At 60.9% G+C, this 24422-nt stretch carries 24 protein-coding genes and 2 pseudogenes; 3 read left to right on the forward strand and 23 right to left on the reverse strand.

Going from position 1 to position 24422, the window contains the following annotated elements:
* The first annotated feature begins 246 nt into the window (after positions 1-246).
* Together M1E10_RS00480 and M1E10_RS00485 are read left to right on the forward strand one after the other, a co-directional pair.
* Complete coding sequence (locus M1E10_RS00480) at positions 247-498, forward strand: AbrB/MazE/SpoVT family DNA-binding domain-containing protein (protein WP_499173068.1); 252 nt, start codon at positions 247-249, stop codon at positions 496-498.
* A pseudogene (locus M1E10_RS00485) lies at positions 495-653 on the forward strand (PIN domain-containing protein); the annotation flags it as partial. The gene M1E10_RS00480 and the pseudogene M1E10_RS00485, both read left to right, overlap by 4 nt.
* Before the next feature lie 278 nt (positions 654-931).
* Here the strand turns inward: M1E10_RS00485 and M1E10_RS00490 are convergent.
* From M1E10_RS00490 to M1E10_RS00580, 19 genes and pseudogenes are all read right to left on the reverse strand, one after another.
* Positions 932-1804 (reverse strand): alpha/beta fold hydrolase, encoded by an 873-nt coding sequence (locus M1E10_RS00490; RefSeq protein WP_499173421.1) that lies wholly within the window; start codon positions 1802-1804, stop codon positions 932-934.
* Between the two features lie 208 nt (positions 1805-2012).
* Positions 2013-2216, reverse strand: a complete 204-nt coding sequence (locus M1E10_RS00495) for a DUF4287 domain-containing protein (RefSeq protein WP_499173069.1) — start codon at positions 2214-2216, stop codon at positions 2013-2015.
* Positions 2217-2831: 615 nt separating this feature from the next.
* A complete protein-coding gene (locus M1E10_RS00500; protein ID WP_499173070.1) occupies positions 2832-3182 on the reverse strand; it encodes a hypothetical protein in 351 nt (116 codons plus the stop codon).
* 89 nt (positions 3183-3271) lie between these two features.
* On the reverse strand, positions 3272-3475 hold the full coding sequence (locus tag M1E10_RS00505) for a hypothetical protein (protein ID WP_499173071.1): 204 nt from the start codon (positions 3473-3475) through the stop codon (positions 3272-3274).
* Positions 3476-3486: 11 nt separating this feature from the next.
* Positions 3487-3654 (reverse strand): annotated as a pseudogene (locus M1E10_RS00510) (chromate transporter); the annotation flags it as partial.
* A gap of 601 nt (positions 3655-4255) precedes the next feature.
* Positions 4256-6496, reverse strand: coding sequence for a xanthine dehydrogenase family protein molybdopterin-binding subunit (locus tag M1E10_RS00515; RefSeq protein ID WP_499173422.1), 2241 nt, complete (start codon positions 6494-6496; stop codon positions 4256-4258).
* Entirely contained in the window at positions 6429-8600 is a 2172-nt protein-coding gene (locus M1E10_RS00520) for a xanthine dehydrogenase family protein molybdopterin-binding subunit (protein ID WP_499173072.1), read from the reverse strand. Before M1E10_RS00520 ends, M1E10_RS00515 begins: the two co-directional genes overlap by 68 nt.
* On the reverse strand, positions 8600-9619 hold the full coding sequence (locus M1E10_RS00525; protein ID WP_499173073.1) for an FAD binding domain-containing protein: 1020 nt from the start codon (positions 9617-9619) through the stop codon (positions 8600-8602). Before M1E10_RS00525 ends, M1E10_RS00520 begins: the two co-directional genes overlap by 1 nt.
* Entirely contained in the window at positions 9619-10269 is a 651-nt protein-coding gene (locus M1E10_RS00530) for a (2Fe-2S)-binding protein (protein ID WP_499173074.1), read from the reverse strand. The genes M1E10_RS00525 and M1E10_RS00530 overlap by 1 nt, the downstream gene beginning before the upstream one ends.
* A 340-nt stretch (positions 10270-10609) precedes the next feature.
* On the reverse strand, positions 10610-11542 hold the full coding sequence (locus M1E10_RS00535; protein ID WP_499173075.1) for an AraC family transcriptional regulator: 933 nt from the start codon (positions 11540-11542) through the stop codon (positions 10610-10612).
* Between the two features lie 210 nt (positions 11543-11752).
* On the reverse strand, positions 11753-12079 hold the full coding sequence (locus tag M1E10_RS00540) for an EthD domain-containing protein (protein WP_499173423.1): 327 nt from the start codon (positions 12077-12079) through the stop codon (positions 11753-11755).
* A gap of 278 nt (positions 12080-12357) precedes the next feature.
* On the reverse strand, positions 12358-13773 hold the full coding sequence (locus M1E10_RS00545; RefSeq protein WP_499173076.1) for an ATP-binding protein: 1416 nt from the start codon (positions 13771-13773) through the stop codon (positions 12358-12360).
* 44 nt (positions 13774-13817) lie between these two features.
* On the reverse strand, positions 13818-14540 hold the full coding sequence (locus tag M1E10_RS00550; protein ID WP_499173077.1) for a response regulator transcription factor family protein: 723 nt from the start codon (positions 14538-14540) through the stop codon (positions 13818-13820).
* Between the two features lie 188 nt (positions 14541-14728).
* Positions 14729-14986, reverse strand: a complete 258-nt coding sequence (locus tag M1E10_RS00555; RefSeq protein ID WP_499173078.1) for a hypothetical protein — start codon at positions 14984-14986, stop codon at positions 14729-14731.
* Between the two features lie 143 nt (positions 14987-15129).
* Complete coding sequence (locus tag M1E10_RS00560; protein WP_499173079.1) at positions 15130-15309, reverse strand: hypothetical protein; 180 nt, start codon at positions 15307-15309, stop codon at positions 15130-15132.
* Positions 15310-15328: 19 nt separating this feature from the next.
* A complete protein-coding gene (locus M1E10_RS00565; protein ID WP_499173080.1) occupies positions 15329-15529 on the reverse strand; it encodes a Rossmann-fold NAD(P)-binding domain-containing protein in 201 nt (66 codons plus the stop codon).
* A 98-nt stretch (positions 15530-15627) separates the two neighbouring features.
* Positions 15628-16212: a dioxygenase family protein gene (locus tag M1E10_RS00570; RefSeq protein ID WP_499173081.1), complete on the reverse strand. Its 585-nt coding sequence runs from the start codon at positions 16210-16212 to the stop codon at positions 15628-15630.
* Between the two features lie 48 nt (positions 16213-16260).
* Positions 16261-17349: an aldo/keto reductase gene (locus tag M1E10_RS00575; RefSeq protein WP_499173082.1), complete on the reverse strand. Its 1089-nt coding sequence runs from the start codon at positions 17347-17349 to the stop codon at positions 16261-16263.
* Between the two features lie 31 nt (positions 17350-17380).
* Positions 17381-18370, reverse strand: coding sequence for an MBL fold metallo-hydrolase (locus M1E10_RS00580; protein ID WP_499173083.1), 990 nt, complete (start codon positions 18368-18370; stop codon positions 17381-17383).
* Between the two features lie 177 nt (positions 18371-18547).
* Between M1E10_RS00580 and M1E10_RS00585 the strand changes: the two genes are divergently transcribed.
* Positions 18548-19456 (forward strand): LysR family transcriptional regulator, encoded by a 909-nt coding sequence (locus M1E10_RS00585; RefSeq protein ID WP_499173084.1) that lies wholly within the window; start codon positions 18548-18550, stop codon positions 19454-19456.
* Positions 19457-19498: 42 nt separating this feature from the next.
* Here M1E10_RS00585 and M1E10_RS00590 read toward each other — a convergent pair whose 3' ends face one another.
* From M1E10_RS00590 to M1E10_RS00605, 4 genes are all read right to left on the reverse strand, one after another.
* Complete coding sequence (locus M1E10_RS00590; protein ID WP_499173085.1) at positions 19499-21673, reverse strand: xanthine dehydrogenase family protein molybdopterin-binding subunit; 2175 nt, start codon at positions 21671-21673, stop codon at positions 19499-19501.
* The gene (locus tag M1E10_RS00595) at positions 21670-22671 is read right to left on the reverse strand and encodes an FAD binding domain-containing protein (protein WP_499173086.1); all 1002 of its coding nucleotides are present in this window, start codon (positions 22669-22671) and stop codon (positions 21670-21672) included. Before M1E10_RS00595 ends, M1E10_RS00590 begins: the two co-directional genes overlap by 4 nt.
* A 3-nt stretch (positions 22672-22674) precedes the next feature.
* Positions 22675-23295 (reverse strand): (2Fe-2S)-binding protein, encoded by a 621-nt coding sequence (locus tag M1E10_RS00600; protein ID WP_499173087.1) that lies wholly within the window; start codon positions 23293-23295, stop codon positions 22675-22677.
* Between the two features lie 627 nt (positions 23296-23922).
* On the reverse strand, positions 23923-24420 hold the full coding sequence (locus M1E10_RS00605; RefSeq protein ID WP_499173088.1) for a lipocalin-like domain-containing protein: 498 nt from the start codon (positions 24418-24420) through the stop codon (positions 23923-23925).
* Positions 24421-24422: the final 2 nt, after the last annotated feature.

Consider the following 24422-nt stretch of genomic DNA (forward strand, 5'->3'; position numbering starts at 1 on the left):
GGAGCAGCCAGTCACCGGAGAGACCAGCCCTGGAGTGGTCACCCGCTTTCGATGCTCGAAACGGATGCGGCTGTTGCCGAGGAGCGGGTCAGATGTCCTGCCGACCACGCAGCGCCTGCGCAGCCTCAGTGCCTATCTCTTGAGGTCGCCCAAGCCTCCGGTTGACGAAGATCACAAACGGCGGACAATGCTTGTGCGTAATGCATTTCTCAAGGACTCTACGATCCGTCGAGAGAGAGGAACGACATGGCTTCACTCGCGGTGACGGGAAAAGGCCAGGTCACGTTAAAACGGGATCTGCTGCAACATCTCGGTATCAAGCCGGACGAACGGATCGACTTTGACAAACTTCCAGGCGGCGAAGTCCGCTTGAGGGCTTCCAAGTCGATCGGAACCATCGACAGCTTCATCGGGCGGCACGCGGGGAAGGTCAAAAACCCGTTGACGATCGAAGAAATGAATGAGATCGCCGCCTCTGGCTGGGCGTGTGAAGAGTGAAAATTTTGGTCGATACGAATGTTCTTGCGCGCGCTGTTTTGCAAGACGATGTGAAACAGGGCCGTGCTGCCGAAAAGCCTCTGAGGGAGGCTTCGCTGATCGCGGTCTTTTCGCCGTGCCTTTGCCAGTTGGTTTGGATCCTGCGCCATAGCGCAGCTCCTTTGGTAAAAACTCGTGCTGTCTGCTTCGTCACCAGTTGCCCCTGCTTTCTCGAAAGCCACCCGGCCTCACACTCGGTGCACGATACCACGTCTCGGCGGTGTTCAGCTTGCGTTGCGGAGCCACGCGGCCGGCGCGGGCGGTCCAACAGGCGCCGCTCTCGACCGCTGGAATGGGTCACCCTTCCCGGCCTGGCACCATCCCTTGTCATCGAAACCGACACAGGGGCGAAGCGTGCTTCGCTCCCATGCACTCGACGTCTGAGTTCTTGCGATCAAGCGACCGCACGAGATCTTTCTTCGGAAGTGCGTGTGCGTTGCTCCATGTCCTCCAGCATGCTTACCAGCTGTTGCGCTTCGGTGTGATGCGGCATGTGACCGACACCAACCAGCCTGTGGACCGCAAGGTTTTGAAAGCGCGCCGCCAGAAAATCAATGTGCCAATCAGGATCGATTACGCGGTCTGCATCTCCAAATAGCACCGACACAGGGATTTCTGAGCCAACGGCGGGGAGCTCACGCATATCAGCATTGAACGCCCTTAGTTCTTTGGCCATCGTCAACAAGGACGCGGGAGTCAGTATATGAGCAGCTGGCAGGCTGTTCAGGGCAAGCGGCAAGGGATTTGGGCGGCACGCGGACGCTAGAGCCCGCCTGACAAAATAATGAGACCAGCGGTTTAACACATGCCGACGCACGAAAGGTCCGACCACTGGGGTCACAGCCAATCGCAAAATCGCCAGCGATTTGTAGGATACTGGCCTCACGCAGGGTGCAATCAGGATGAGTCCCGCTATCAGATCGGGCCGACGGGCTGACAACTGTACCGCCACCGCCGCACCGAACGAATGGGCGACGATGATCGGTCGCTCCAGCTGTCTTTCATCGAGAAACCGCGCAAGCCATTCGGCTTGATCAGATGGGCCTGAGTGCTCCTGTCGAAGCGGTGAGCTGAAGCCATAACCGGGACGGTCAAGCGCGGTAATGTGGTATTTTGCCGCCTCTAGAGGAAGGAGGATTTCCTCGGCTAAGCTGCCACACCCGTGGAGCATGACGAGGTCGCGTCCGACCGGGTCGCCCGCCTGAATGTAGTGGATTCGGTCGTGTTGAACCTGGAGGATATCTCCGTGGCGGGGTAGGTTGTGCAAGTATGGCATGGCCTTGGGAACGTGAGAAGCAAGATGAGGTTCCCGTACTACCGCAACATCACTCTGACCAAAACACGGTCGAGCCTCAGCACCGCTAACGGCAACAAGCCAATTGAGCGATAGCAGACCTCGAGCACGGACGAAACTGGCCAATGCGAAGCGGTGTCCAGACCTGCGAGTCCGCAACGCCGACCCGGGTCGGCAGGAATTATTCACGCAGTGTGTCTGCCACGAGGGCATTGGCATGACCGTGGCCCATGCCGTGCTCCTGCTTTAGCCAGGATACTAGCTCCATATGTTTCTTGCCGGTTTGGCTGCGGATCAGCACTTTCCACTCTGCGATTGACCGGCCGTATTTGGCCTCAATCGATGGAAAATAAGAAGCAGGGCCCTTGCCTGTATTCGTTGCCATGCCACCTCCCAGTGAGCAATCCGTTATGGTCTCAGCTCTTAGCACAACCAGGAGGGTGTAACCACATCGAACTGCTTCTGGCAAATCTAGGTCATGACGACTGCCGGCGCTGATCGGGTTTCACAGAGGCCAGGTCGGACAAGCCGATCCTCATCTTGGCAAGCAGCAAACGAAGTCCGCTGTCTGGTGCGATTGTTGCGGACCTTCTCCGGGAGGCCCTCGTTTTGTTAAGTCTATCGCTAACTTGCGGAGCACTTCCACAAGCAAGGGGTTCTTTTGGAGGTGACACCGCTGATGGGCAAAGCCCTGCAGCAGGGCATGAACCTCAGTTGGCGTGATGCAGCGATGCTCTTCGAGCGTTATTGGCGCCAGCGGCAGCGGGCGCGACACGGGTACTGGATGCATACGATGAGCTATGCCGAGCCGCCGCCAGTGTCCGGCGTACCGCCTCGCTAACACGTCTGGCGATGGTGGCTCCCATGCGATGATGCGGTGCATTGCCTGCACTGGCCGGACGTCAATTCTCGGCTGACCTTGGTCAACAGGCGATAATGTGACGACACCGACATTCTCCTGCATCGAAGATCACAACAGCCGGAATCCAGCAAATCGCCATCACGGAACGCGGGTACCGCCGGTCTTGGCTCGTCTGTTCAATTTGCTATTCCTGGTCCGGACCCAGCGCCCGGCGACGTCGGGTGCCAGCAGCGGGTTCAGCTTGTTGTGGTCTTGTTCCAACAGCGCATGAAGATCGCCGAAATCCTGCCAAATGCGCGCGAGATACGTCGCGCTGGCGATCGGAAGGTCGATAATCCGGTCGAGTTTGCGGACCAGAGCTGAGCTTTTGCGCCGCAGGTGCGACGAAACAGCAAGATCTTCGCAGATCGCTTCGGCAATGACGCGGATCTGTTTTACCGATCTAACGTCACCGGCTGCTTGCAAATAAGCAGATGTGCTTTGTCCCATAGGCCCTCCCTGCCAGCCGGATGGGTAACGCGCAGCCCCACACGTTGGTGGCGGAAAGTCTTGTCATGGTGAAGACTTGGATAAGACACTTACCGAAGCGCGTCTGGGGATCGGACCGCTGCTGGTGCCGCCGATACCGTCCGTATGTCGTTGATGATCTCGCTGATCGCTGCCACCAGGTCCCTGATCTGCTGCTGCGTATGGTCGCTCGTCAGGCAGATGCGGATCCCCGCCTCGCCACGGGCGACGGTGGGGAAGAAGATGGCCGAGGTGTAGAAACATTTCTCAATCAATTGACGCACCGCGGCAACCGCAAGCAGTAGTTTAGCGCATGGAGAAAACGGTGCTCGTCGACCCATCGCTCCTCGTCGACGAGATTGCGGTTCATGACCGCGATCTGCCCTGCTGGTCCTCCGAAGCTAAGCGCTGCCACGCGAGGCCAGACTTTGACAGCGTCCGAAAGGGGGACGATGTCTACTTCTTTGACGGGTTGATCGGTGGTCTTTGCGACCCAGCGCCTTTGGGCTTTGGCAAAGTCTTTCGACACAATAGCAGAACCGTTGTTGGCCATCACGCACGTCACCGTGATTGATCGCCAGGCTGTCATATAGGTAAGGAAGGCAATGGCGCTGACGGCCTTCCATCTGGGAAGATGCGGGTGAAAGCGATGCAACATGGACGTACTCTCATCCGACGCCGGAAGACTGCTTTGGCTCGTCCTGTTACCGGTTATCCGGTGTCCCACCCGCTCGAAGCGGCGGAGACGTATGATGTCGAGATGGATGAGGTGCCCGGCTCGGCATTGTACACAACGCACGACCTAGCCAGTGGGCATGAGGTCGTTATGCACGAGAGGTCGCGCAGCGATACACGACCTTCGCCGAGACGCCGTAGACGCGAGCGGCTTGACTTCAGGGTACCTGCTCGCTGGTCGCCAAAGCATCTCTTCTCAACGCAGAAGGCGTCAGGAGGACATCCTTGTGCAGGTTCATTCGGAGCGATTCTGAAACCGAGGTGTGAAGATTATAGTCTCCTAAGTCCGCTCCGAATGAACACCCCTTGAAAGCTCACGACTAGAGCACGTCCTCGAATCGGATCGGCATGTGCCGCACCCTCGTACCGGTTGCATGGAAGATCGCGTTGGCGATGGCTGCCGACGCACCGACCATTGCTCCGTTGCCGAGGCCCTTGACCCCCGTCCCGTTGGCCACGGGATCCGGCTCATCGATCATGCCTACATGAATGTCTCCAATGTCCGCGTTAACGGCCACAACGTAATCCGCAAGATCGCAGTTCAGGTAGCCGCCAAAGCGTCCGTCTGTTTCCGTTTGCTCGAGCAATGTGGCGCTAATCGCCCAGACGACGCACCCATATATCTGGCTGCGTGCGGTTCTTGGACTCACCACACGACCGCAATCGGCGATAGTGACGACGCGCGGCACCCGAATGCGACGTGTTCGTGGTTCCACCGTGACCTCAGCAAAGTGAGCAAAATAGCTCATCGTCGTAAATTCCGGATAGGCAGGACCCGCAGGGGCAAACCCGATCTGCTGCAGGTCATCGAGTGCAGAGGGCTCCTGGCCAGGTGCAAGCTGCGATATCTCGACTTCTAGAAACGGGCGCCTCACCGCCGCAAGTTTCCGGTGAGCGTTTCCTTCGATGACGCGGCCGTCCAGGAGCTCATCCAGCCGCTCCTGCATGCGGCGCGCTGCCACCTCGCTGGCAGGAATGGTGCTGGCGGTTCCCCATGAGCCTGCCGTCATGTGTTGCGGCGCTGCGGAGGTGTCACCGATCGCGATTTCGAGACGATCGGCATCGATGTCGATATGTTTCAGCAGTGCCTGAACTATGGCTGTGCGAATGCCTTGCCCCATCTCATGGCCCGACAAGGCGATACGCGCGCTGCCATTGGCATTCACGCGGAAGGTCACAATGTTGGGGGTCATGCTTGAGGGATAGGCCCCACAAGCCACGCCCCAACCGATCTGCGTTCCATCCGGCGCCGTCATCGAGCGCGGCTCAGGTGAGCGCTTGGACCAGCCGAAGCGCGTGGCGCCTTCCTCAAGGCATCGGTTGAGGAGGCGGGAAGAGAGCGGATTGCCGCTCACCGGATCCCGGTCCGTGTCATGGGCTAGGCGGAATGCGAGGGGATCTCTTCCCAATGCATAGGCCATTTCGTCCACGGCGCTTTCGAAAGCGAAGCAGGATGCCTGGGGATGCGGTGCACGCATGTAGCCCGGATCTTGACGGTCGATGCGCAGGTTCGATGCAGAGCCGAGATAGTTGGGGATGGCGTAGAGGCGGCTCGGCACTTCGTGATATTCGTTCGGCGGAAAGAAGCCATTGCGGGACTGCTCATGCTCGGCGTCATACCGAACCGCAATCATCCGACCGTTGGAATCGGCACCCAGCCTAATCCTGTGCACGCTTTGCGGACGAAAGGTGGCGGTATGGAATATCTGGCTCCGCGGTGTGACGAGCTTGACCGGACGGCCAGTCAGGATGGCAGCGCGTGCGACGATCGCCGATTGGCGCAGCGCAATGCCCTTCTGCCCAAAACCGCCGCCGATATAGGCACTTTTCACCACCACGATCGACGGATCGATGTCAAGCGCGCCGGCGATCGCGTTACGGGTGCCGGTCGTGTTCTGGCATCCTTCATAGATTGTCAGACGACCGTCCTGCCAGACCGCAGTTGTCGATAAAAGTTCGATCGGGTTGTGGTGCTGGGACGGCGAGCGGTAATACTCGTCAACGAGCGTCGTGGCGGTCTGCAGAGCGGACATCGCCTCGCCGGCAATGACATCTTCCACGGGCTCGCGAACGGCACCCTCGCTGTACATGAAGGGGACGAAAGCCCGGGCCTGGTATTCCGGCCGGAGCGCTTCCGCGCCCTCGATCGCAGCTTCAATGGTTTCAGCGAGCACGAGCGCGATGGGCTGACCACTGTAGGCTATGTCCCACGTCAATGTTGGTGGTGGCGGGAAGCCTTCCGATTGCTCCGGCGGCGGCGGAAAATCGTCCGGTGTGAGAACCTGGACAACTCCGCGCACTGCCATGGCGGCATCCGTCGGCAAAGCCGTCATCGTGCCCAGAGCGATCCCCGCAGGAACCGTCATCGCATGGAGCATTCCTTTCGCAGGAATGTCAGCAGAATAAATCGGTCGACCGCGGACTTTTTCGAGCGCACCGACCCTTGCTCGTTCGCTGAAGGATGTCGAAGGCATACAATTCCCTTTCAGATGACTAGAGCAGATCTTCGATGCGGATCGGCAGGTGGCGCAGGCGCACACCGGTTGCGTGGTAAACAGCATTGGCGATCGCGGCCGATCCGCCCGCCAGCACGACCTCACCCAGCCCCTTGACACCCGACCTGTTGGCGAGCGGATCGGGCTGGTCGATAAGGCCGACATCAATGTCGGCAATGTCGGCATTGACGGCGACCACATAGTCGGCCAGGTCGCAGTTGAGATAGCCGCCATAGCGCGGGTCGATTTCACTCTCCTCCCGCAGCGTAGCGCTGATCGCCCAGACCACGCCGCCATAGATCTGGCTGCGGGCAGTCGTCGGGCTGACAACCCGTCCACAATCGGCGATGCTGACGACGCGCGGCACCCTTATCCGACGCGTGCGAGGCTCGATCCGCACCTCGACGAAATGTGCGATGTAGCTCATGGCCGTGAAGCCGGGATATTCCGGCCCGCCGACCGCATAGCCTCCGGCCCGCAAGGCGCTCACCGCTTCGCCGTGATCCTGGCCCGGCGCCGTCTGGACGATCTCGACCTCGACGAAGGGGCGCCTAGCCGCGGCCAGCCTGCGATGCGCATTTCCTGCGATCTCGGCCCCGTCAAACAGTTCGGTCAATCGCTCATGGAGGCGTTGGGCTGCACTTTCTGCAGCAGGAATGGCACCGGCCGTGCCCCAGGATCCGACGGTGATGTGCTGCGGGGCGGCCCCGGTATCGCCGATGGCGATCTCGAGCCGCTCCGGATCGATGTCGATATGCTTCAGGACTGCCTGTGCAATTGCGGTGCGGATGCCCTGTCCCATCTCATGGCCCGACAGAGCGATGCGCGACGTACCGTCGGCGCGCACGCGCAGCGTGGCGATCGACGGCACCATCATGGCCGGATAGGCACCGGCGGCGACGCCCCATCCGATCAGCGTCCCGTCTTCGGCCGTCATCGACCCTGGCTGCGGCGTCCGCCGCTCCCAGCCGAACCGGCGTGCGCCCTCGATCAGGCATTCGTTCAGGAACCGTGACGAGATCGGATTGCCCGTCAGCGGGTCGGTCGTCGTGTCATTGGCCAATCGGAATTCGACAGGATCACGGCCGAGCGCGATCGCCATCTCATCGACGGCGCTTTCGAAGGCGAACATTGCCGGCTGTGGATGCGGACACCGCATGAAGCCCGGATTCTGACGGTCGAGCCGGAGGTAGGTCGCGGTGCCGTGATAATTCGGGATATTGTAAACTCGGGGAGGTGCGTCGTGGTAGCGTTCCGGCGGTGGATCCATACCCAGCCGCGATTGTTCCTGCTCGGCGTCATGCCTGACGGCCACCATTCGACCGTTCGCATCGGCACCCAGCTGGATCCGATGGATGCTCAACGGCCGGTACGTCGCCACGTGAAAAATCTGGCTCCGCGGCATGACAAGCTTGACCGGTCGCCCCAGCAATATGGCGGCACGGGCAACGATCGCCGTCTGTCGCTGGGTCGGCCCCCGCTGGCCGAAGCCACCGCCGATATAACCGCTTTTCACCTCGACGACAGAAGGATCCAGACCGAGGATGGTCGCCAGGTCGTGCTGCATGCCGGACGCGCGCTGCGTGCCCTCGTAGATGACCAGCTTGCCGTCTTGCCATACGGCGATCGTCGCCAGCAGCTCGATGGGGTTATGGTGCTGTGTCGGCGAGACATAGGTCTGATCGATAACGGTCGCTATGTCCGCAAGCGCCGACTTGGTGTCGCCGGAAGAAACATCCTCGACCCCGCCGTCGCGAACCATGCCGTCGCTGCCGACGATGGCGGAAAAGGGCTCTTCCTCGAACACCGGGCGGATAGCCTCGGCGCCCTGGATCGCCGCCTCGAGAGTGGATGCCACGACGAGGGCGACCGGCTGCCCGCGATAGACGATGTCCCACGTCAGGGTCGGCGGGGGCGGAGGGCCATGGCTTACGCCCGACGGTTCGGAAGGGGATGGGAAGTCGTCCGGAGTGAGTACCCGGACCACCCCGGGCACGGATAACGCCGGTTCTACGGGCAGGGCGACCATGCGACCGCAGACGATGCTGGCCGGAACCGTGACGGCATGGAGCATGCGGTCAAGCGGAATGTCTGCCGCATAGATGGGTCGTCCGAGCACTTTTTCGAGCGCATCGACGCGAGCACGATCATTGAATGGCGGCATGGGCATCACGAAGCCCTCCCTGCAGCGATCATGATGGCATCGGCCACGGTTCGGGAGCCGAGTTCGACCTTGTAGCCGTTGGCATGGCCGGGACTTGCGCCTTCAAGGGCAGCGCGTCCTGCGGCAACGGCAAGTTCGTCGGTCAGGTCACGACCGGCAAGGATGGCTTCGGCGCCGGCGGCTCGCCACGGGCGAGTGGCGACGCCCCCCAGAGCAATATGAGCGGCGTCGATACGATTGCCGGTCATTTCCAGGGCGACTGCTGCGGATGCAAGGGCGAAGGCAAACGATTCCCGATCGCGGATTTTATGATAGGTCGATCTCGCCCCGGCATTCGTGCGCGGCACGTTGATGGCGACGATGATCTCGCTCGGCTCCAGCGTGAATTCGATATGGGGATCGGTGCCCGGCAGTCGGTAAAGGTTTGCTACAGGAAATGTACGCCGACCGTTCGGACCGGCGATCTCGACAGACGCGTCCATCGCGACCAGTGCGACCGGCCAGTCTCCTGGCGCGACCGCCGTACAGGCGCTACTGACACCCAGGACCGCCTGACCACGGTCGAGTCCACCGATTGCGGCGCATCCGCTTCCGGGTACACGTTTGTTGCATGGATATTCGCCGCTGCCGCCGCTTGCTCCGCCGTAGCCATTGCGAAAGTACATGCACCGGGTGCGCTGAAGCAGATTGGCACCGACGGTGGCCATGTTGCGCAATTGCTGAGATGCGGCTTTCAGGAGGGATTGCGCCAACACGGGATAATCGTTTGCGACGGACGGGTCGGCAGCGACATCGCTCATGCGGGCATTCGCCCCGAAACGCAATGTGTCGCCAGTTGTCTCGATCACGCCCAGGCCATCGATGGCCGTGACGTCGATCAGAACCTCCGGCCGTTCAATGTTGAGCTTCATCAGGTCATAGAGGTTGGTGCCCCCTGCGACATAGCGAGCGCCTAGGCCGATACGCATGTGTGTGGCGATGGCCTCTTCGAGCGAATTCGGTCTGATATAGCTGATCGGTCGCATTAGGCTCTCCGCATCTGAGTTGCGGCATCTTGGATTGCGGCGACGATTCCGACGTAGGCGCCGCACCGACAGATGTTGCCGCTCATGAATTCGCGAATGGTCTCGGGAGAGGTCGCATTTCCCTCCTGAACGCAGGCAATGGCCGCCATGATCTGTCCGGGCGTACAGTATCCGCACTGAAGAGCGTCATGATCGATGAAGGCTTGCTGCATAGGATGGAGCTCGCCTTCGTTCCCTACCCCCTCGATCGTCAGGACCTCACGGCCTTCGACCTTCGCCGCAAGGGTAAGGCAGGAGGCCACGCGGCGCCCGTCGACATGGACTGTGCATGCGCCGCACTGCCCATGATCGCAGCCCTTCTTTGCCCCTGAAAGCGACAGGCTTTCGCGCAGCAGGTCAAGCAGCGACGTGCGGGCGTCGATGTCGATCTGCACGGCCCGGCCGTTGATGCTGGTGGCGAGTCGTACAGTGTTTTCACGCTCGACATGAAGGGAAGTGGGCTCCAGCGGCTCCTGTGCGCGTGCCGCGGTATCGGCAACCGTCGTCATCGCCAGCACTGCGGCGCCTGTCTTCAACGTATCGCGGCGCGACATGGATAATGGATCTGTCGGCGGCGTGACCGATTGACGGAGATCGATGTTATTGGTCATGGCAGTCTCCATACGTCTTGGCTTCACCCCAACAGCTATCGCGGCGACGCGAGCGGAACTTGCCCCCCTCTGCGCAAAGCTTGCCAAATTCACCCGATTGCAGATTTCGTGCCTGTGGGGCTCAGCCCTGTGCGACGCACTGCAATGACCTGACGTGGAATGGTGTGGGCAGGAGGCAGGGCGGCTCAAAAGCGGCGTCGGAAGACTTGATGCCCGCAGTTGAACGGCTTCTCGGACGGTCCCTCGGCGAATGCCGAGAGCTTACCAGTCGCGTAATCTAAGCCGCGTCAAACTAGGCAGGTTGAGAGATTCCGGACGTCTGTCTCGCTCGCTGCGCCTATCATTCGACCGCCGGCCTGTTTTCCGTCGGCGCGGGCGATTTGTTTCTGGCGATCCGGATTTCCCGCTTGGGGGGAAGCTCGAACATGCGCGCATAGTCGCGGCTAAACTGAGAAACGCTCTCGTATCCAACCCTGAAGGCGGCGGCGGTGACGGAAAGGCCGGCATCAAGCATGAGACGCCGCGCCTCCAGGAGCCGGATCTTCTTCTGATACTGTCCCGGGGTCATTGCTGTAAGCTGCTTGAAATGCTTGTGGAACGAGGTGAGGCTCATGCCGGCGGCATCCGCCAGCCGGTTGGCTGGCAGTCGCGAGGCATATTCCGTCTGCAGGAGTGATATCGCGTTTTCCAGGCGGCCGGAGCGACTGCTGGCATTGACGAGCGTGCGCAGGTTGGCACCGTGCTGCCCTGACAAGAGCCAGCAATGCAGTTCCCGCATCATGCTGCTGCGAAGTAGCGCAGCCGTCTTTGGATGATCGATCAGTCTGACCAGCCTGAACAGGCAGTCCACCAGGAAACCGTCTGCTGTAGCTGTGCTCAGACAGTGGTGGCAGTCTTGCGCTGGTTGGAACGATAGTGGGGCATCCAATTCGGCAATCAGCTCCGCCAGCAAGGCAGCATCGATCTGAACCGCAATGGCGATATAGGGCTGATTCCTATTCGCCTGAACGACGGCGCCGGTGGCAGGCACGCTGTTGCTGATGATGAAGGTCTCGCCCGCCCGCAACGCAGCAGTCTTCGAGCCGACCATGAGGCGCTTTTCTCCCTGCAGTATGAGGCAAACCATAGACGGATACAAAGCGTGGAAGTCGCCCGTGGGGCCGTCGAGATGCTTCATCATCAGTCCGGCGATCGGTGATCGTGCAAGACCGGTGTTGTCGGCGTTCGTCTTCGCAAAGCCATGCACCGCGTTCTTCAGGGCCTCCAAATCCACGCTCCTTATTCCGTATGTCGAAATTCTCGCCTGTCGGGAGCCGGCGCGTCGCCGTACTGCTCAGGTCTAGCAAAGACCTTGCTGCCAGACGAATGATAGCTTCTATACCGGAGCATCGGGAAGTGATCGAGGCTCACCGTGTTCGCTGCAACGTTCAAAATCTCGGCATCGGCTGGGCGACAAGCCGACGCCTGCGCGCCTCATTCACGGTCATTCGACGACGACCAATTCCTTCGAGACCATGCGCTGTGCGGTCGACAGATCGATGAAGTTGATGTGGTCGGGATCTACCTTGGTTAGGAAGTTCTCCGAGAAGAACAGGGCGTTGATGTCTTTTACGCTGTCGAACCATGCTTCTACGAGCGCATCGTAGCTAGGCTCCGGCCAGTTCGGCGCTGCGATCGGATATGATACGACGAAGCGACGAATGAGCTTTGCCTCCGGAATAGCAAAGAGCAGCGGCGCGTGAACATCGCGACGATAAGCCTGGAAGTCTTCCACGCTCATCCCTTGCTTTCGTTTGAACGTGATTACCATCTTGACCACTGAGATTATCCCTATGTTTGCGTGTTGCGTTCGCCGTCTGTGGCCGCCAAGGCCGAGAATTGTGGGATCAAGCCGTTCGCGGCATCGCCGCAGAAAGGCGGGAAAATCCTCCAATGCCCTAGCATCGTCTGGGGCGTTTGTTCTTGACGGACTGTTCTTCATCATCTGCCATCCGTTCGGATCGTGCCTTATCGCGCCACTGCTGGCGACGGAGATCGATGATCGCAGCCTCGACCGAGTGTGCTCTGTCCGTATCTTCTTGGGATACACTACAAGGTCCAATGAACCGCAGGCGCCTTGTCGGCCCCATGGTCCTCCTGTTGCGTCGGCGGGAGCCTAACGATCGCATTAAGGCCCGGCTGGTTGTCGGCCAGTTCGATGTCTCCACCATGGTGTCTGACGATTGCTCTGGCGATGGACATGCCAAGCCCGACGCCTCCCGTTTCCCGGCTGCGTGACTTTTCGACCCGGAAGAATGGCGAAAAAACCTCCTCTCGCAGAGCGGGTGGTATGCCGGGTCCATGATCCTCTATGACGATCTCCATCGACGCGGGTTGCTTTCTCACGTAGACTTTGGCGCCCCCGCCGTAGCGAACGGCGTTCTCGACGAGATTTCGAATCGCTCTGCGCAATGCATCAGGCCGACATCGGTAGGCGTAGCTTCTGCCTTCCCGGTACTCGACCTTTTGACCAAGGTCGGCGAGATCTTCGCACACGCTCTCTACCAGAGCGGTCAGATCGACGTTTCGCGTTGCTTCCGCCGTGGCTTCGCCGCGCGCGAAGGCGACCATGGCCTCGGTCATGATCTGGATCTCATCGATAGTTTCGGTCATTCTCTTTTGCAGCTCCGGATCATCCACGAATTCCGCACGAAGCCGCAGCAAGGTCAGCGGCGTCCGCAGGTCATGGCCGATGGCTGCCAGCATTCGGATGCGGTCTTCCACAAACCGGTGAAGCCGGTCCTGCATGCGGTTGAAGGCCTCCGCCATCTGCCGGATGTCGTCTGGACCTTCTTCGGGCAACGAAGGGACGCTTTCACCCCGGCCCAAGGCCTCAGCCGATATCGTGAGCTGCCTCAGCGGTCGCCCGATCCTTTTAGCAGTGACGATGCCGATAACGGAGAGGATGGCAGCAGCGGTCGCGAGCGTAATCAGCGGCTCCCGCCAAGTGCTCGGTATAAGCTTGTAATGCGCCGAGTTAAGCCACACGCCGTCATTCAGCCTCACCGCCAGGCCAAGGCCTTTCGCATGCCCAAAGGAAACAAACCGTGCATCATGAGGTAGGTCCCAGATCGGTCGGGAGGGGATTGTCCAGCCTTGGCTCGCATTAGCGCGCCGGAAAACGGCGGTGTCGGAGGGCACCTCAACCGAAGGAGGATGGAGTCCCCATTGCGGGGGAAGATGGACAAGGTTGGCCAGAGGGCGTTCCAGTTCCCGGGCCGCCTGATCGCTCCAGGCCAGCGTCGACGTCGGCTCCTCAGAGCTCAGCCAAAATCTTGAATAGGTAGTCTCGGTGGCAAGCAGTGCCTCCTGTCGCAGTTCCACCGGGATGGATTCCATCAGTCTCGTAATGGAGGCTGTCCGGCTGAAGAATTCGCTCTTCATGGCCGACTTGAGCGCCTTTTCCCGCTCATCCCAGGAGAGCAGGAAGACGATCGCCTGCGATAGCAGCAGTGCCAGCAGCATGAAGCCGACAAATTGCGCGGCAAGGCTGCGTCTCCACCAATACCTCACGAAACGACGACCTCCGCCGTGAAGCTATATCCGCCACCCCAATGGGTCCGGATGTAGCTTGGGCTCTTGGGATCCTGTTCCACCTTCTTGCGAAGACGGCTGACCTGATTATCGATGCTGCGATCAAAGATCTCGGCATTGCGGCCGGCGGTCAGATCCAGCAATTGGTCTCGGCTTAAGACGATACCCGGATGTTCGAGGAAAGCCTTGAGCAGACGGAATTCAGCGGTGCTCAGGGCGATTGCAATCCCGTTGGGCCCGGTCAACTCATGACGCCCGACATCCAGTGTCCACCGGTCGAACTTGATGGCCTTGGCTTTGATCGACTGTCGCTCCTGCAGGGGCAGGCTTTGAACCCGGCGGAGAACGGCCCTGATGCGCGCGAGTAATTCGCGGGGATTGAAGGGTTTTACGAGATAATCATCGGCCCCGAGTTCCAGTCCGACGATCCGATCGGTTTCTTCCGACATGGCGGTCAGGAAAATGATGGGGACCTGTGTCGAAGCGCGCATCTCCCGGCAGAGCGTGATTCCGTCTTCGCCGGGCATCATGATATCGAGCACGATCAGGTCGAGGGTATTGCTCGCAAGCAGCTTGCGCAGGGCAATACCACCGTCGGCAAGGCTCACTCGCAAGCCCTGATGCGACAGATACTTGCCGACCAAGTCGCGAATGTCCTTATGGTCGTCGACAACGGCGATATGTGGAGCGGTTTCCATCTTGCGGTTTGCTTTCCGTTTTTGGCGCCTAGCGACAATGCTGCATTGGTGTCTTCGCAGGGTGGTTCGTGGTCATTCATGCAAGTATGTCGAGTTCGCCGGTTAAAGCTGATCCGGCGAACTCCAAGGTAAACCGCAGCGAAAATTTGCGACCTTGCTGCGGCCGATGTCATGAATGAACTGACGGATCAGTTGGGGCGGTTCGCGCCGCTGTAGTAGTCGCCGCTGTTCACCGGGGCTGTGTCGCCCATATGTCGGTTGTCGCGGCTGGTGTTGCCGGAGGGATATCCATAGCTTGACGTGCTGTTGGTCTGGATAGAATCGGTGGTCGAGCGACGGTTCTCTTTGCTTGCACCTTCGTAGTAATCGCCAGCGGCGAAGGACGATCCGGTCATTGCAAAAAGCAGCATTCCGGCTACGGCTGTAAAAATAGGGGTCTTCAACATTTTTCGTTCCTTAGCTTCGTGTTTCGTGCCCTCTTGAGCATCTATAATGTAAAAGGTGTTTGTCGCAGAGATTTGCCAGGTTCAGTCTAAAGTGTAACAGGATGTGTCAGGCCTTCCTGGCGGCAGCGCCTGAGTTCAAGAGACTAGCCTTCACGCCCTTCCGGGGGACCATCATGATGCGTGCCCGCGCCATGATTGCCATGCTTAAAACTGCAAGAAAGCTGCCGGTTCCTGCGATAGCTCTTCGCGTTGACTGCCGGCCTTTTCAGCTTGCGCTGACAGGCCAGCAGGAATCGTCGAGACATGGCTTTGGTGATCGCCAAGATGCTGTATTCACCATGACTATGGCCCATCTGACCCAAGGAAGGCGCCCGTCAGACCGTATTCGGCAGGAGTGCCGCAAGCACAGATGCATGCGCACCTTCCTCCATCCCTTGCCCCCTTGATCACCCCGTTCAAGCCGGTTGCCGTATAGCCGGGTGCGACCGCGTTGACCGTAATGCCGGAATCCCTTGGTTCCTTTGCCAGGAGAACTGTCGCCATTTTGACAGCGGCCTTGGCTATTGTAGCCGATCAACTGTACCGCGTTGATCGGCCAGTCCGGGTCGCTGTTGCGGGTGCCTGTGCCTCTGCACGACCGGTTAGACTATGAAGTCGAAGCGACCAAACCATCCGTCGCGGGTTCGATCCACCGCCAGAAGCAGAGAGTCGTCGAAAATCCAGTCATCCGCGTTGCCGGACTCGCCTGGAAAGAAGAGCTGGGTGGTAAGGACGCTTCCGGCAGGACGTTGAACCCTGAAGCGGAAATGGCGGGTGCGGCCGGGATAGAGCGCCGGTACGACCGTATTGAACCACCAACGTCCCTGCACGTCGGTGAACTGATGACCACGCAGGCGAAATCCGTCGCGGTCGTATTCTCCATTTTCGTCCGCATGCCAGATCTCCACGAGGCTGCCGGGCAATGGCCGACAGCCATTGTCGAAAACGAACCCCGCAACGGTGATCCGTTCTCCACCCGGCGCGCCCGGGTAGAGATCGCGATCAAGCGGCGAGTCCGGTTTGAAGTAAGGTCCGGCTTCCCGTCGCAAGGTGGGGCCGCCCCCATCATCGCATGATCGGGTCAGAGCCAGTTGCGGCGCCGCTTGGGCGAAAGCCCGCATTTTGGCTGCATCGAGAAGAGGCAGCGACAGGAAGGCGGTGAGAAGTGACCGTCGGGTGGCACGCAAGCTTAATCTCCCGGCTTCGAAGTGTGGGTGGAGGCGGTTGGTGGCGATCTACTGCAGCCGGCTTGCGGCGTTCGCCTGCGCTTGCTTGATCAGACCGGAGTACATGGCCTCCTTGCCGGGGTACCAGGGCATCGTGCCGATGGAGCCGAAGCCGGGGATCGTTTCCATATGGGCGACCATGCGCCGGCGCATGCTTTCATCCGGAAGCGGGCCGGTCATCGCCTGAACATTGTCGCTCATGTGATCCGGGTTCGACGTGCCGCAGAGCACGCTCGTGACCGCAGGATGGGCCATGACCCATTTCAGGAAGAACTGCGCCCAGGTTGTCGCCCCGAACTCCTGTGCAAATTCGGGAAGCGGCTGCCCTTCCACCACCTTCATCAGGCGGGCCTTCTCAAGCGGCAGGTTGATCAGCACGCCGACGCCTTTCTCTGCTGCGGCCGGCAATAAGCGCCGCTCGGCGTCGCGATTGAAGATCGAGTAGTTCGTCTGGATGAAGTCGACGTCGTTGCGTTCAACGATCGCCAGCAACTGGTCTTGCGCCGCCGATTCATGGTGGGTCACGCCAACGTGGCGGATCAGGCCTTCCTGCTTCCACGCCTTCATGAGCGGGATGACGACCGGCGCATTGGTGATGCTGTGGCACTGCATCAGATTGATCGTCTCGCGCCAAGTGCGCAGCCGCGACTGCCGGAAGCTCTCCACTGCATGGCTTTCGTCGCCGAGATATTCACCCGTGGCCCAGACCTTGTTGGCGAGGAACATCTCGTCGGATCCGGAAAACTCGCCCATGAACTGGCCGACAGTGACTTCAGCCGAGCCGTAGAGGGGCGAGGTGTCAACCACCCGGCCGCCGGCGGCGACATATCTTTCGAAGACCTGCCGAAGAGCGTCGCGGCTATCCCCAGGCAGCAGGTCGAAGGTCAGGAAGGTACCAAGGCCCAGAGCCGTGACCGTTTCACCGCTGCGCGGCAAGGTGCGGGTCAGCACATCCGGGTTCGAGCCTGCGGCCGGCATAGCCGCATCGGTAGGTTGTGCCTGTGCCCTGGCAGTGCTGCCGGCGGCAAGGGCAATCCCCGTTGCCGCCGCACCCACGGTTCCGAGAAAGCCGCGGCGGTTGATCTTCGACTGGTCCATGGGAGATTTCCTGATTGTTGATTGACGGGTTTCAGAATTGCCAGTTGGCGGGGACCCAGGCGTAGCCGCCATCGGTCTTCAGCATCCGGCCGAGGCCCGGAAACGGAAAATGGAAGCCGAGCACCGGAATGCGATCCGCTGCCGCCCGGTCGAAGATGCGCCGGCGTGAGGAAAGCGCCGTCTCCTTGTCGCGGTCGGGACCTGGAAGCCAGGGATTGTCGATATTGACCACCGGATGATAAGCCAGGTCCGCCGTCAGCAGCAGCTGATCGGTACCGGAGTGGACTAGGAAGGTTACCATGCCCGGGGTGTGACCGGAGGCGGCGATCGTCGTCAGGCCCGGCACGATCTCGGCACCGGCTTCATAGAGCTCGACATTGTTCCCCACAGGCTCAAGGCTGCTCTTGATGTTTGCCGCAAAGCGCAAGCGGAATTCCTCCGGTACCGGCATATAGGAAAGATCCGGATCGGTGCGGACGAAGAAGTCCCAGTCGGCCTTCGGCAGGAAGACTGTTGCGCGCGGAAAGGCCCTGCCGCCGTCCTCAGTCCTGAGATTGCCGACATGGTCGGGATGGGTGTGCGAGATCACGATCGTATCGATGTCCGCTGCATCAAGCCCGATCGCCGCGAGGTTCTCAAAAATCCGGCCGCCGTTTGGACCCATGGTCGCTCCAGCGCCTGCCTCGATCAATATCCGGCGGCCGCCGGTTTCGATCAGAAGAGTGTTCAGGTTGAGCGTCATGTGATCAGTCGGCAGGAATGCCTGGCGCAGCACTTCCTGAAGTTCGGCTTCGGGTGCGTCGCTAGCGTAGACCCGCGGCGGTCCACCGATCACGCCATCGCTCAAGACGGTGGCGCTGATCTCGCCGACGCGGAAACGGTAGAACCCGGAGTTTCCGCTCTCAGGCGCCGTGGTCGTCTGGGCATTGGCGCTGCCGTTGCCGCCCGTCACGAACATGCTTGATGCGCCGACGACCGCCGACAGCATGACAGCGCGTCTCTTCAAGGTGAACGCATTCATAGGTTATTCCCTTCGTGATGATGGTCGCCAGCCCGCCGGACCGGATCGCGTTTCATTGAATGCGACCGGAAGTCCCATGATCGGACCGTGGCGTTTGACTGCGGATGAAGGATGACAGGATGCATTCGCGCTGATAAGGCAGGTAAATGTGCACGGCTTGATAAGGTAAGCTTCGCAATGAACCCAATCCGTCTGGACAGTTTCGATGTTTTTGCAGCCATCGTCCGCTGTGGTGGATTTCGCGCTGCAGCCCTGGAGCGTGGCGTGTCGTCGTCGGCTTTGAGCCAGACGATCAGTTCCCTGGAAGAGACCCTTGGCATCCGCCTCCTCAACCGGACAACCAGAAGCGTGTCGCCCACGGAGGCAGGGCAGCGCCTCCTCGATCGACTCACCCCGGCATTGAGCGACATTCAGCTCGCCATCAGCGAGGTCGACGACCTGAGAGAAAGCCCGTCAGGGACCTTGCGGATCAATGCGCCGGCTCCCGCCATCGATCACTTCCTCTGCCCTCTCGTGTTCGGTTTCATGGAGGCCTATCGCGACGTGAAGATTGAAATCATCAGCGATGCGGCGGTGATCGACATCGTGGCGCGAGGGTTCGATGCCGGTGTCAGGTTCGGCCAGCAGCTGGCGCAGGACATGATCGCAGTGCCGTTGGGACCCTCGCTCAGATATGCGATCGTCGCATCGCCGGATTACATCGCCAGACAGGGCGTGCCGGAAACGCCGCACGATCTCGTCGGTCACGACTGCATCAGGCGCCGGTTTCCCGGCGGCACTCTCGTCACATGGCGGTTTGTCCGTGACGACGAAGAGCTGGAGGTCACGCCCTCTGGGCGCCTGACAGTCAGCGCGGTGCATAACGAGCTCCAGGCGGCCTTGGCTGGCCGAGGCATCGCCCACGTCCTGGACGACTATGCAAAACCTCACGTCCAGGCCGGCCGGCTGGTGGAGCTTTTCCCAAACTGGGGTCCCGTCTTGCCGCACTGGTTCCTGTATTATCCCAATCGCCGTCTCCCAAGTGCCGCCATGCGGGCCTTTCTCGGCTACATGAAGAGCTACGACTGGCAGGCTGGCGGGCGATGATGCTCCTGATCGCCAGCAGACCGGCCCTGCCGAAAACCATCTCTAGAGCAAGTCCTCGACCCGGATCGGCAAATGCCGGATCCTTCTTCCAGTCGCGTTGTAGACCGCATTGACGATGGCGGCCGAGGCGCCGACCATGGCGACCTCGCCCAGTCCCTTGACGCCGGATATGTTAAGGCTGGTGGCTGGCTCCTCGATGAAATCGACATCGATGGTGTCGATGTCGGCGTTGACCGGCACGACATATTCGGCAAGGTCGTTGTTGAGGACGCCGCCGTATCTCGGATCCGTTTCCCCGGCCTCGCGCAGGGCAGCACCGATGCCCCAGACCACACCGCCGCGAACCTGGCTTTCCGCCGTCCGGCGGTTCATGACTCGTCCGCAGTCGGCGACACTCACAACCCGCCTGACACGGACGCGCCCCGTCGACGGCTCGACGTGGACTTCGGCAAAATGGGCGATCCAGCTGAAGGCTAGAAAGTCGGGATATTCGGGGCCAGAGGTTGTCGGAATACCCCTGCGCAACTGGTCGATCGACTGCTGGTCCTGGCTCAGGGGCACGGTCTCGATCGAGACTTCCAGAGAGGGGCGGCGGGTGCGCGCCAGCTGGACATGAACCGGCTCCTGCGACAACGGAGACCCCGTAAGCCGGCTAAGCTCTTCCCGCAGCCTCAAGGCAGCGGCCCTGGCCGCCGGCGCCACGCTTGCCGCCCCCCATGAACCCGCGGTGAGATGCTGGGGCGCATGCCCGGTGTCGCCGATCCTGATGTCGAGCTTGGTGGGGTCGAGGCCAAGGACGTCGATTAGTTCTTCGGCAATGACACTGCGGATCCCCTGTCCCATCTCGTGGCCAGACGTCGCGATTTCGCATCTCCCGCTTGCCGAAAGCCGCAGGGTGGTGACGGTGGGCGACATGGAGGCTTTATAGTTGCCACAGGCCACGCCCAGACCGATCAGGTCGCCGTTTTCAGCGCGCAGAGCGCCGGGCTGTGCCATGCGACGGTCCCAGTCGAAGAGGTCCGCTCCGCGCCGCAGGCACTCCGCGAGATGGCGGGAGGAGAAGGGTTTGCCGGTCAGCGGATCGAGCTGCGCGTCGTTGGCCAGGCGAAGCGCCACCGGATCCATGCCGAGCGTCTCGGCGAGCTCGTCGAAAGCGCATTCGGTGGCATAGCTCGACGCCTGCTCGTGCGGCGCCCGCTGATGTCCAGGCGTCTGGGTATCCACCCGGACAATGCGGTCGCTCCCCGACCAGGTCTGATAGTTGTACATGCGGGGCGGATTGACGCCGTGTTCGCAGCCGAAGCCATCGTAGCGGCTATGCTGCTGCTCCGTTTCGTAGATGCCTGCAAGCAGATTGCCACTGCCGTCCGCCGCAAGTTGAACACGGTGCCGGCTCCGCGGGCGATAGGATGCCGTGTGGAACAACTGGCCCCGTGGCATGACGAGCTTGACCGGGCGGCGCAGGATCAAGGCGGCGCTTGCCACCAGCACGCTCTGTTCCTGCGCGCCGTTCTTCTGGCCGAATCCTCCACCTATGTACGGGCTGATGCCGCGAAGCATCTGCGGCTCCAGTCCCATCATGCCGGCCAGCCCGCCGGCAAAGGCTGCGGCCTGCGTGCCCTCGTAGATCTGCAGAATGCCGTCCTCGAACACGGCGGTGGTCGAGATCATCTCGATGGGATTGTGATGCTGCTGGGGATGCCAATATTCCACATCGACGACATAGGCCGCACCGGCCAGGGCCGCGCCGGCATCGCCTGAGACGTGCTCGCTCGCCTCCGGCTCCGGGCTGGCGCTCTCGTCTTCCATCCGGGCGCTGAAAGGCTCCTCGGCATAGCGCACGTCCACGGCTTCTGCGGCCTCGATCGCCGCCTCCAGAGTTTCGGCCACCACCAAGGCGACGGGTTCGCCTCGGTGGCGAATGAGCGGCGCCGTCATCGGCTGGTGACCTTTGCCGGGCTGGCCATAGGCGCCGCGGGCTGCAGGCGTCGTGCGGATCTGCGAGAAATCCTTATGCGTGAAGATGCGCACGGCGCCCGCGACATTCTGCGCCGCGACGGTGTCGATGGCCAGGATCTGCCCCTTGGCGATCCTCGCCGGAACGGTCATCGCATGCAGCAGACCCGGAAACGGCTGATCGGCGGCGTAGAGGGCGCGACCGACCACTTTTTCATGGGCATCGATCCTGGGGCGGTCAGCGGTACGTTTCAGGGTCATGGGTTCTTTCTCCCGGCAATCATGACGGCGTCGGCAATTGTCCGCACGCCGAGCTCGATCTTGAAGGCGTTGTGCTGACCCGGGCGGGCACTGGCAAAGGCTGCCCGGGCGGCCTCCAGAGCCCGTTCCCGCGTCAGAGACTGGCCTTGTAGAAAAGCCTCGGTCTCGGTCGCCCGCCAGGGCCGCGTGGCGAGCCCTCCAAGGGCGACATGCGCCTGCCGCACACGATCCCCCTCCATATCGAGCGCAACTGCTGCAGAGGCGAGCGCAAAGGCGTAGGATTCCCGGTCGCGCACCTTCAGATAGGTCGAGTTGCGGCCGGCGGCGGTTTTCGGAACCGCGATACCGGTCATGATTTCCTGGGGGCCGATCGCGAATTCGAGATGGGGTGTTTCACCGGGCGGAAGGTAGAATTCGGAGATCGGGAGAACGCGGGCTCCGTTGAGACTCTGCACCTCGATCGTTGCATCCAGGGCCGTCAGCGCAACGGGCCAATCGCCGGGCGATACGGCGGTGCAGGCGTCACTCACGCCCAGCACGGCCTGAGACCGGTCAAGGCCGCCGATGGCGGCGCAGCCTGACCCCGGCTCTCGCTTGTTGCAAGGGTACCACCCGTTCGCACCGTTCCTGAAGTAAGGACAGCGCGTCCGCTGCAACAGATTGCCGCCGACGGTCGCCATATTGCGCAGCTGCTGTGAAGCGGCCTTCGAGAGGCTTTCCGCCAGGACAGGGTAGTCGCGCAGCACGATGTCATCCTCCGCGATGTCCGCCATCAGCGCTCCTGCTCCGAAATAAAGCCGGTCGCCGCTGGTATCGATCCGGTCGGAGCCCTCGATCGAGGCAATATCGATCAGGTGAGTTGGTTGCTCGATCCCGAGTTTCATCAGGTCGTAGAGGTTGGTGCCGCCGGCGATGTAGCGGGCGCCTTCGCCGGCTGCGGCAAAGGCCTCGAGCGCTTGGCCTGCGGTGCTGGGGCGAATATAGGACAATGCTTTCATGGCTTAGCTCCTCTCGATTTCAGGAGCGGCCTGTACAATGGCTGCAACGATGCCGACGTAGGCACCGCACCGACAGATGTTTCCGCTCATGTATTCCCTGATCTGCTCGGGCGTGGAGGCATGACCTTCCCTGACGCAGGCGATCGCAGCCATGATCTGGCCGGGCGTGCAGTAGCCGCATTGCAGGGCGTCGTGATCGATGAAGGCCTGTTGCATGGGGTGGAGACCATCCGACGGGGCTATGCCTTCGATGGTGGTCACCTCACGACCATCGACTTTGGCAGCAAGCGTCAGGCAGGACGCGACCCGGCGGTCGTCGATGAGGACCGTGCAGGCGCCGCATTGACCATGGTCGCAGCCTTTTTTTGCTCCGACGAGGCCAAGCCGCTCGCGCAACATGTCGAGCAGCGAGGCGCGTGCGTCGATCTCCAGGGTCATCTGCCGACCGTTGACGGTAAAGGCGACGCGAACCGTCATGCCATTTTCCGGGGACGCCTGGGAACTGGGCGATTGGGCATGCCCCGGCGTCGGCATCACCATCCCGGACACGGCAACGATGGTTCCGGCTTCCAGAACCTGTCTGCGGGTGATTTCGAGGAATCGCGTATCTTGCGGATCGGACATTTGAACTCCTGGTCTTGCAGAATGCTGGCTGCGTTGCGGCCGGCGTCATGAATGGATTGGCGGGTTGGGCGGTACGGCTGGCGCTGCGGCAATCCTCGCCGCTGCCGCCGTTGCCCATCCGGTGGTTGTCGCGGCTGGTGTTGCCGTAGGGATAACCACAGGTTGACGTGCTGTTGGTCTGGATGAATTCAACGGTCGCCAGCGGAGACGGACGACCCGGTTATTGCGAAACCCGCATTCCGGCTACGGCAGCAAACCACAGGCTCTTCAGCATCTCTTATTCCTCAACTTCGTGGTCGAGCCGCTCTTTTGGGCGTCTGCAACGTAGAAGATGCTTGTCGCAGAGTTTTGCCAGTTGCAGCCGAAAGTGTAACAATATGTGTCAGGCCGTTGGGAGAGGACGCTCGTCCGGGGGACCTGGAAGGCGAAGATCTGGAGACGCGCATATGGCTTTTCCTGAGGTCGCAGCGGGCCGCTGGATCTTTCAGGAGGGACGATATTTCAGGCGGACTGGGGAGGATAAGCCGCCAGACTCTGCACGGCCTGATAAGCTGTTCTTCACAATCATGGGCCGTTTGAAAGCACAGTATGCTCAGGGAGGTTTCTGCTGCAGCAAGGCATGTTGCCCTAGTTGACGCGTCGCCACTCGATGACGATCTCCGTCCCTTCAGGGCGTCGGAAATGCTCTGTCATGTGGTCGCCTGTGACGATCAGCGTCAATTCCTCGCGCGTTCGGCTTCCGCCTACCCAGTTCGGAAATGTTGAGCCCTCCACGCGATTGCCGTTAAACTCACCTGCCTCATCCACCGTATAGGTGCCGAAAAAGCCGATGCTGCTCGACATGGCGGTCCGGTTCTCAGCGTCCGTCCCTTCCCCTCTTGCATCGGATGCAAAGCGTGGCGTGGCAGCATCTGTCAGCACCTCGATGAAATGCATGTCCGCCGTGAACACCAGCAGTCCGTTCGGCCGTTCGCCGTAAGCAGGGCGGTTCTCCCCCTCCGGATCGATTTGGGCAGAGATCATACGCCAGGTGCCCTGGACCTGATTTGACGGCATTACCTGTCCGTAAGCGCTCGCTGCAGAGAACCCGATCAAGGCGGCTATCAGAAGATAGTAAGTGCGCATGT

The organism is Rhizobium sp. PK7-22 (assembly GCF_056530405.1).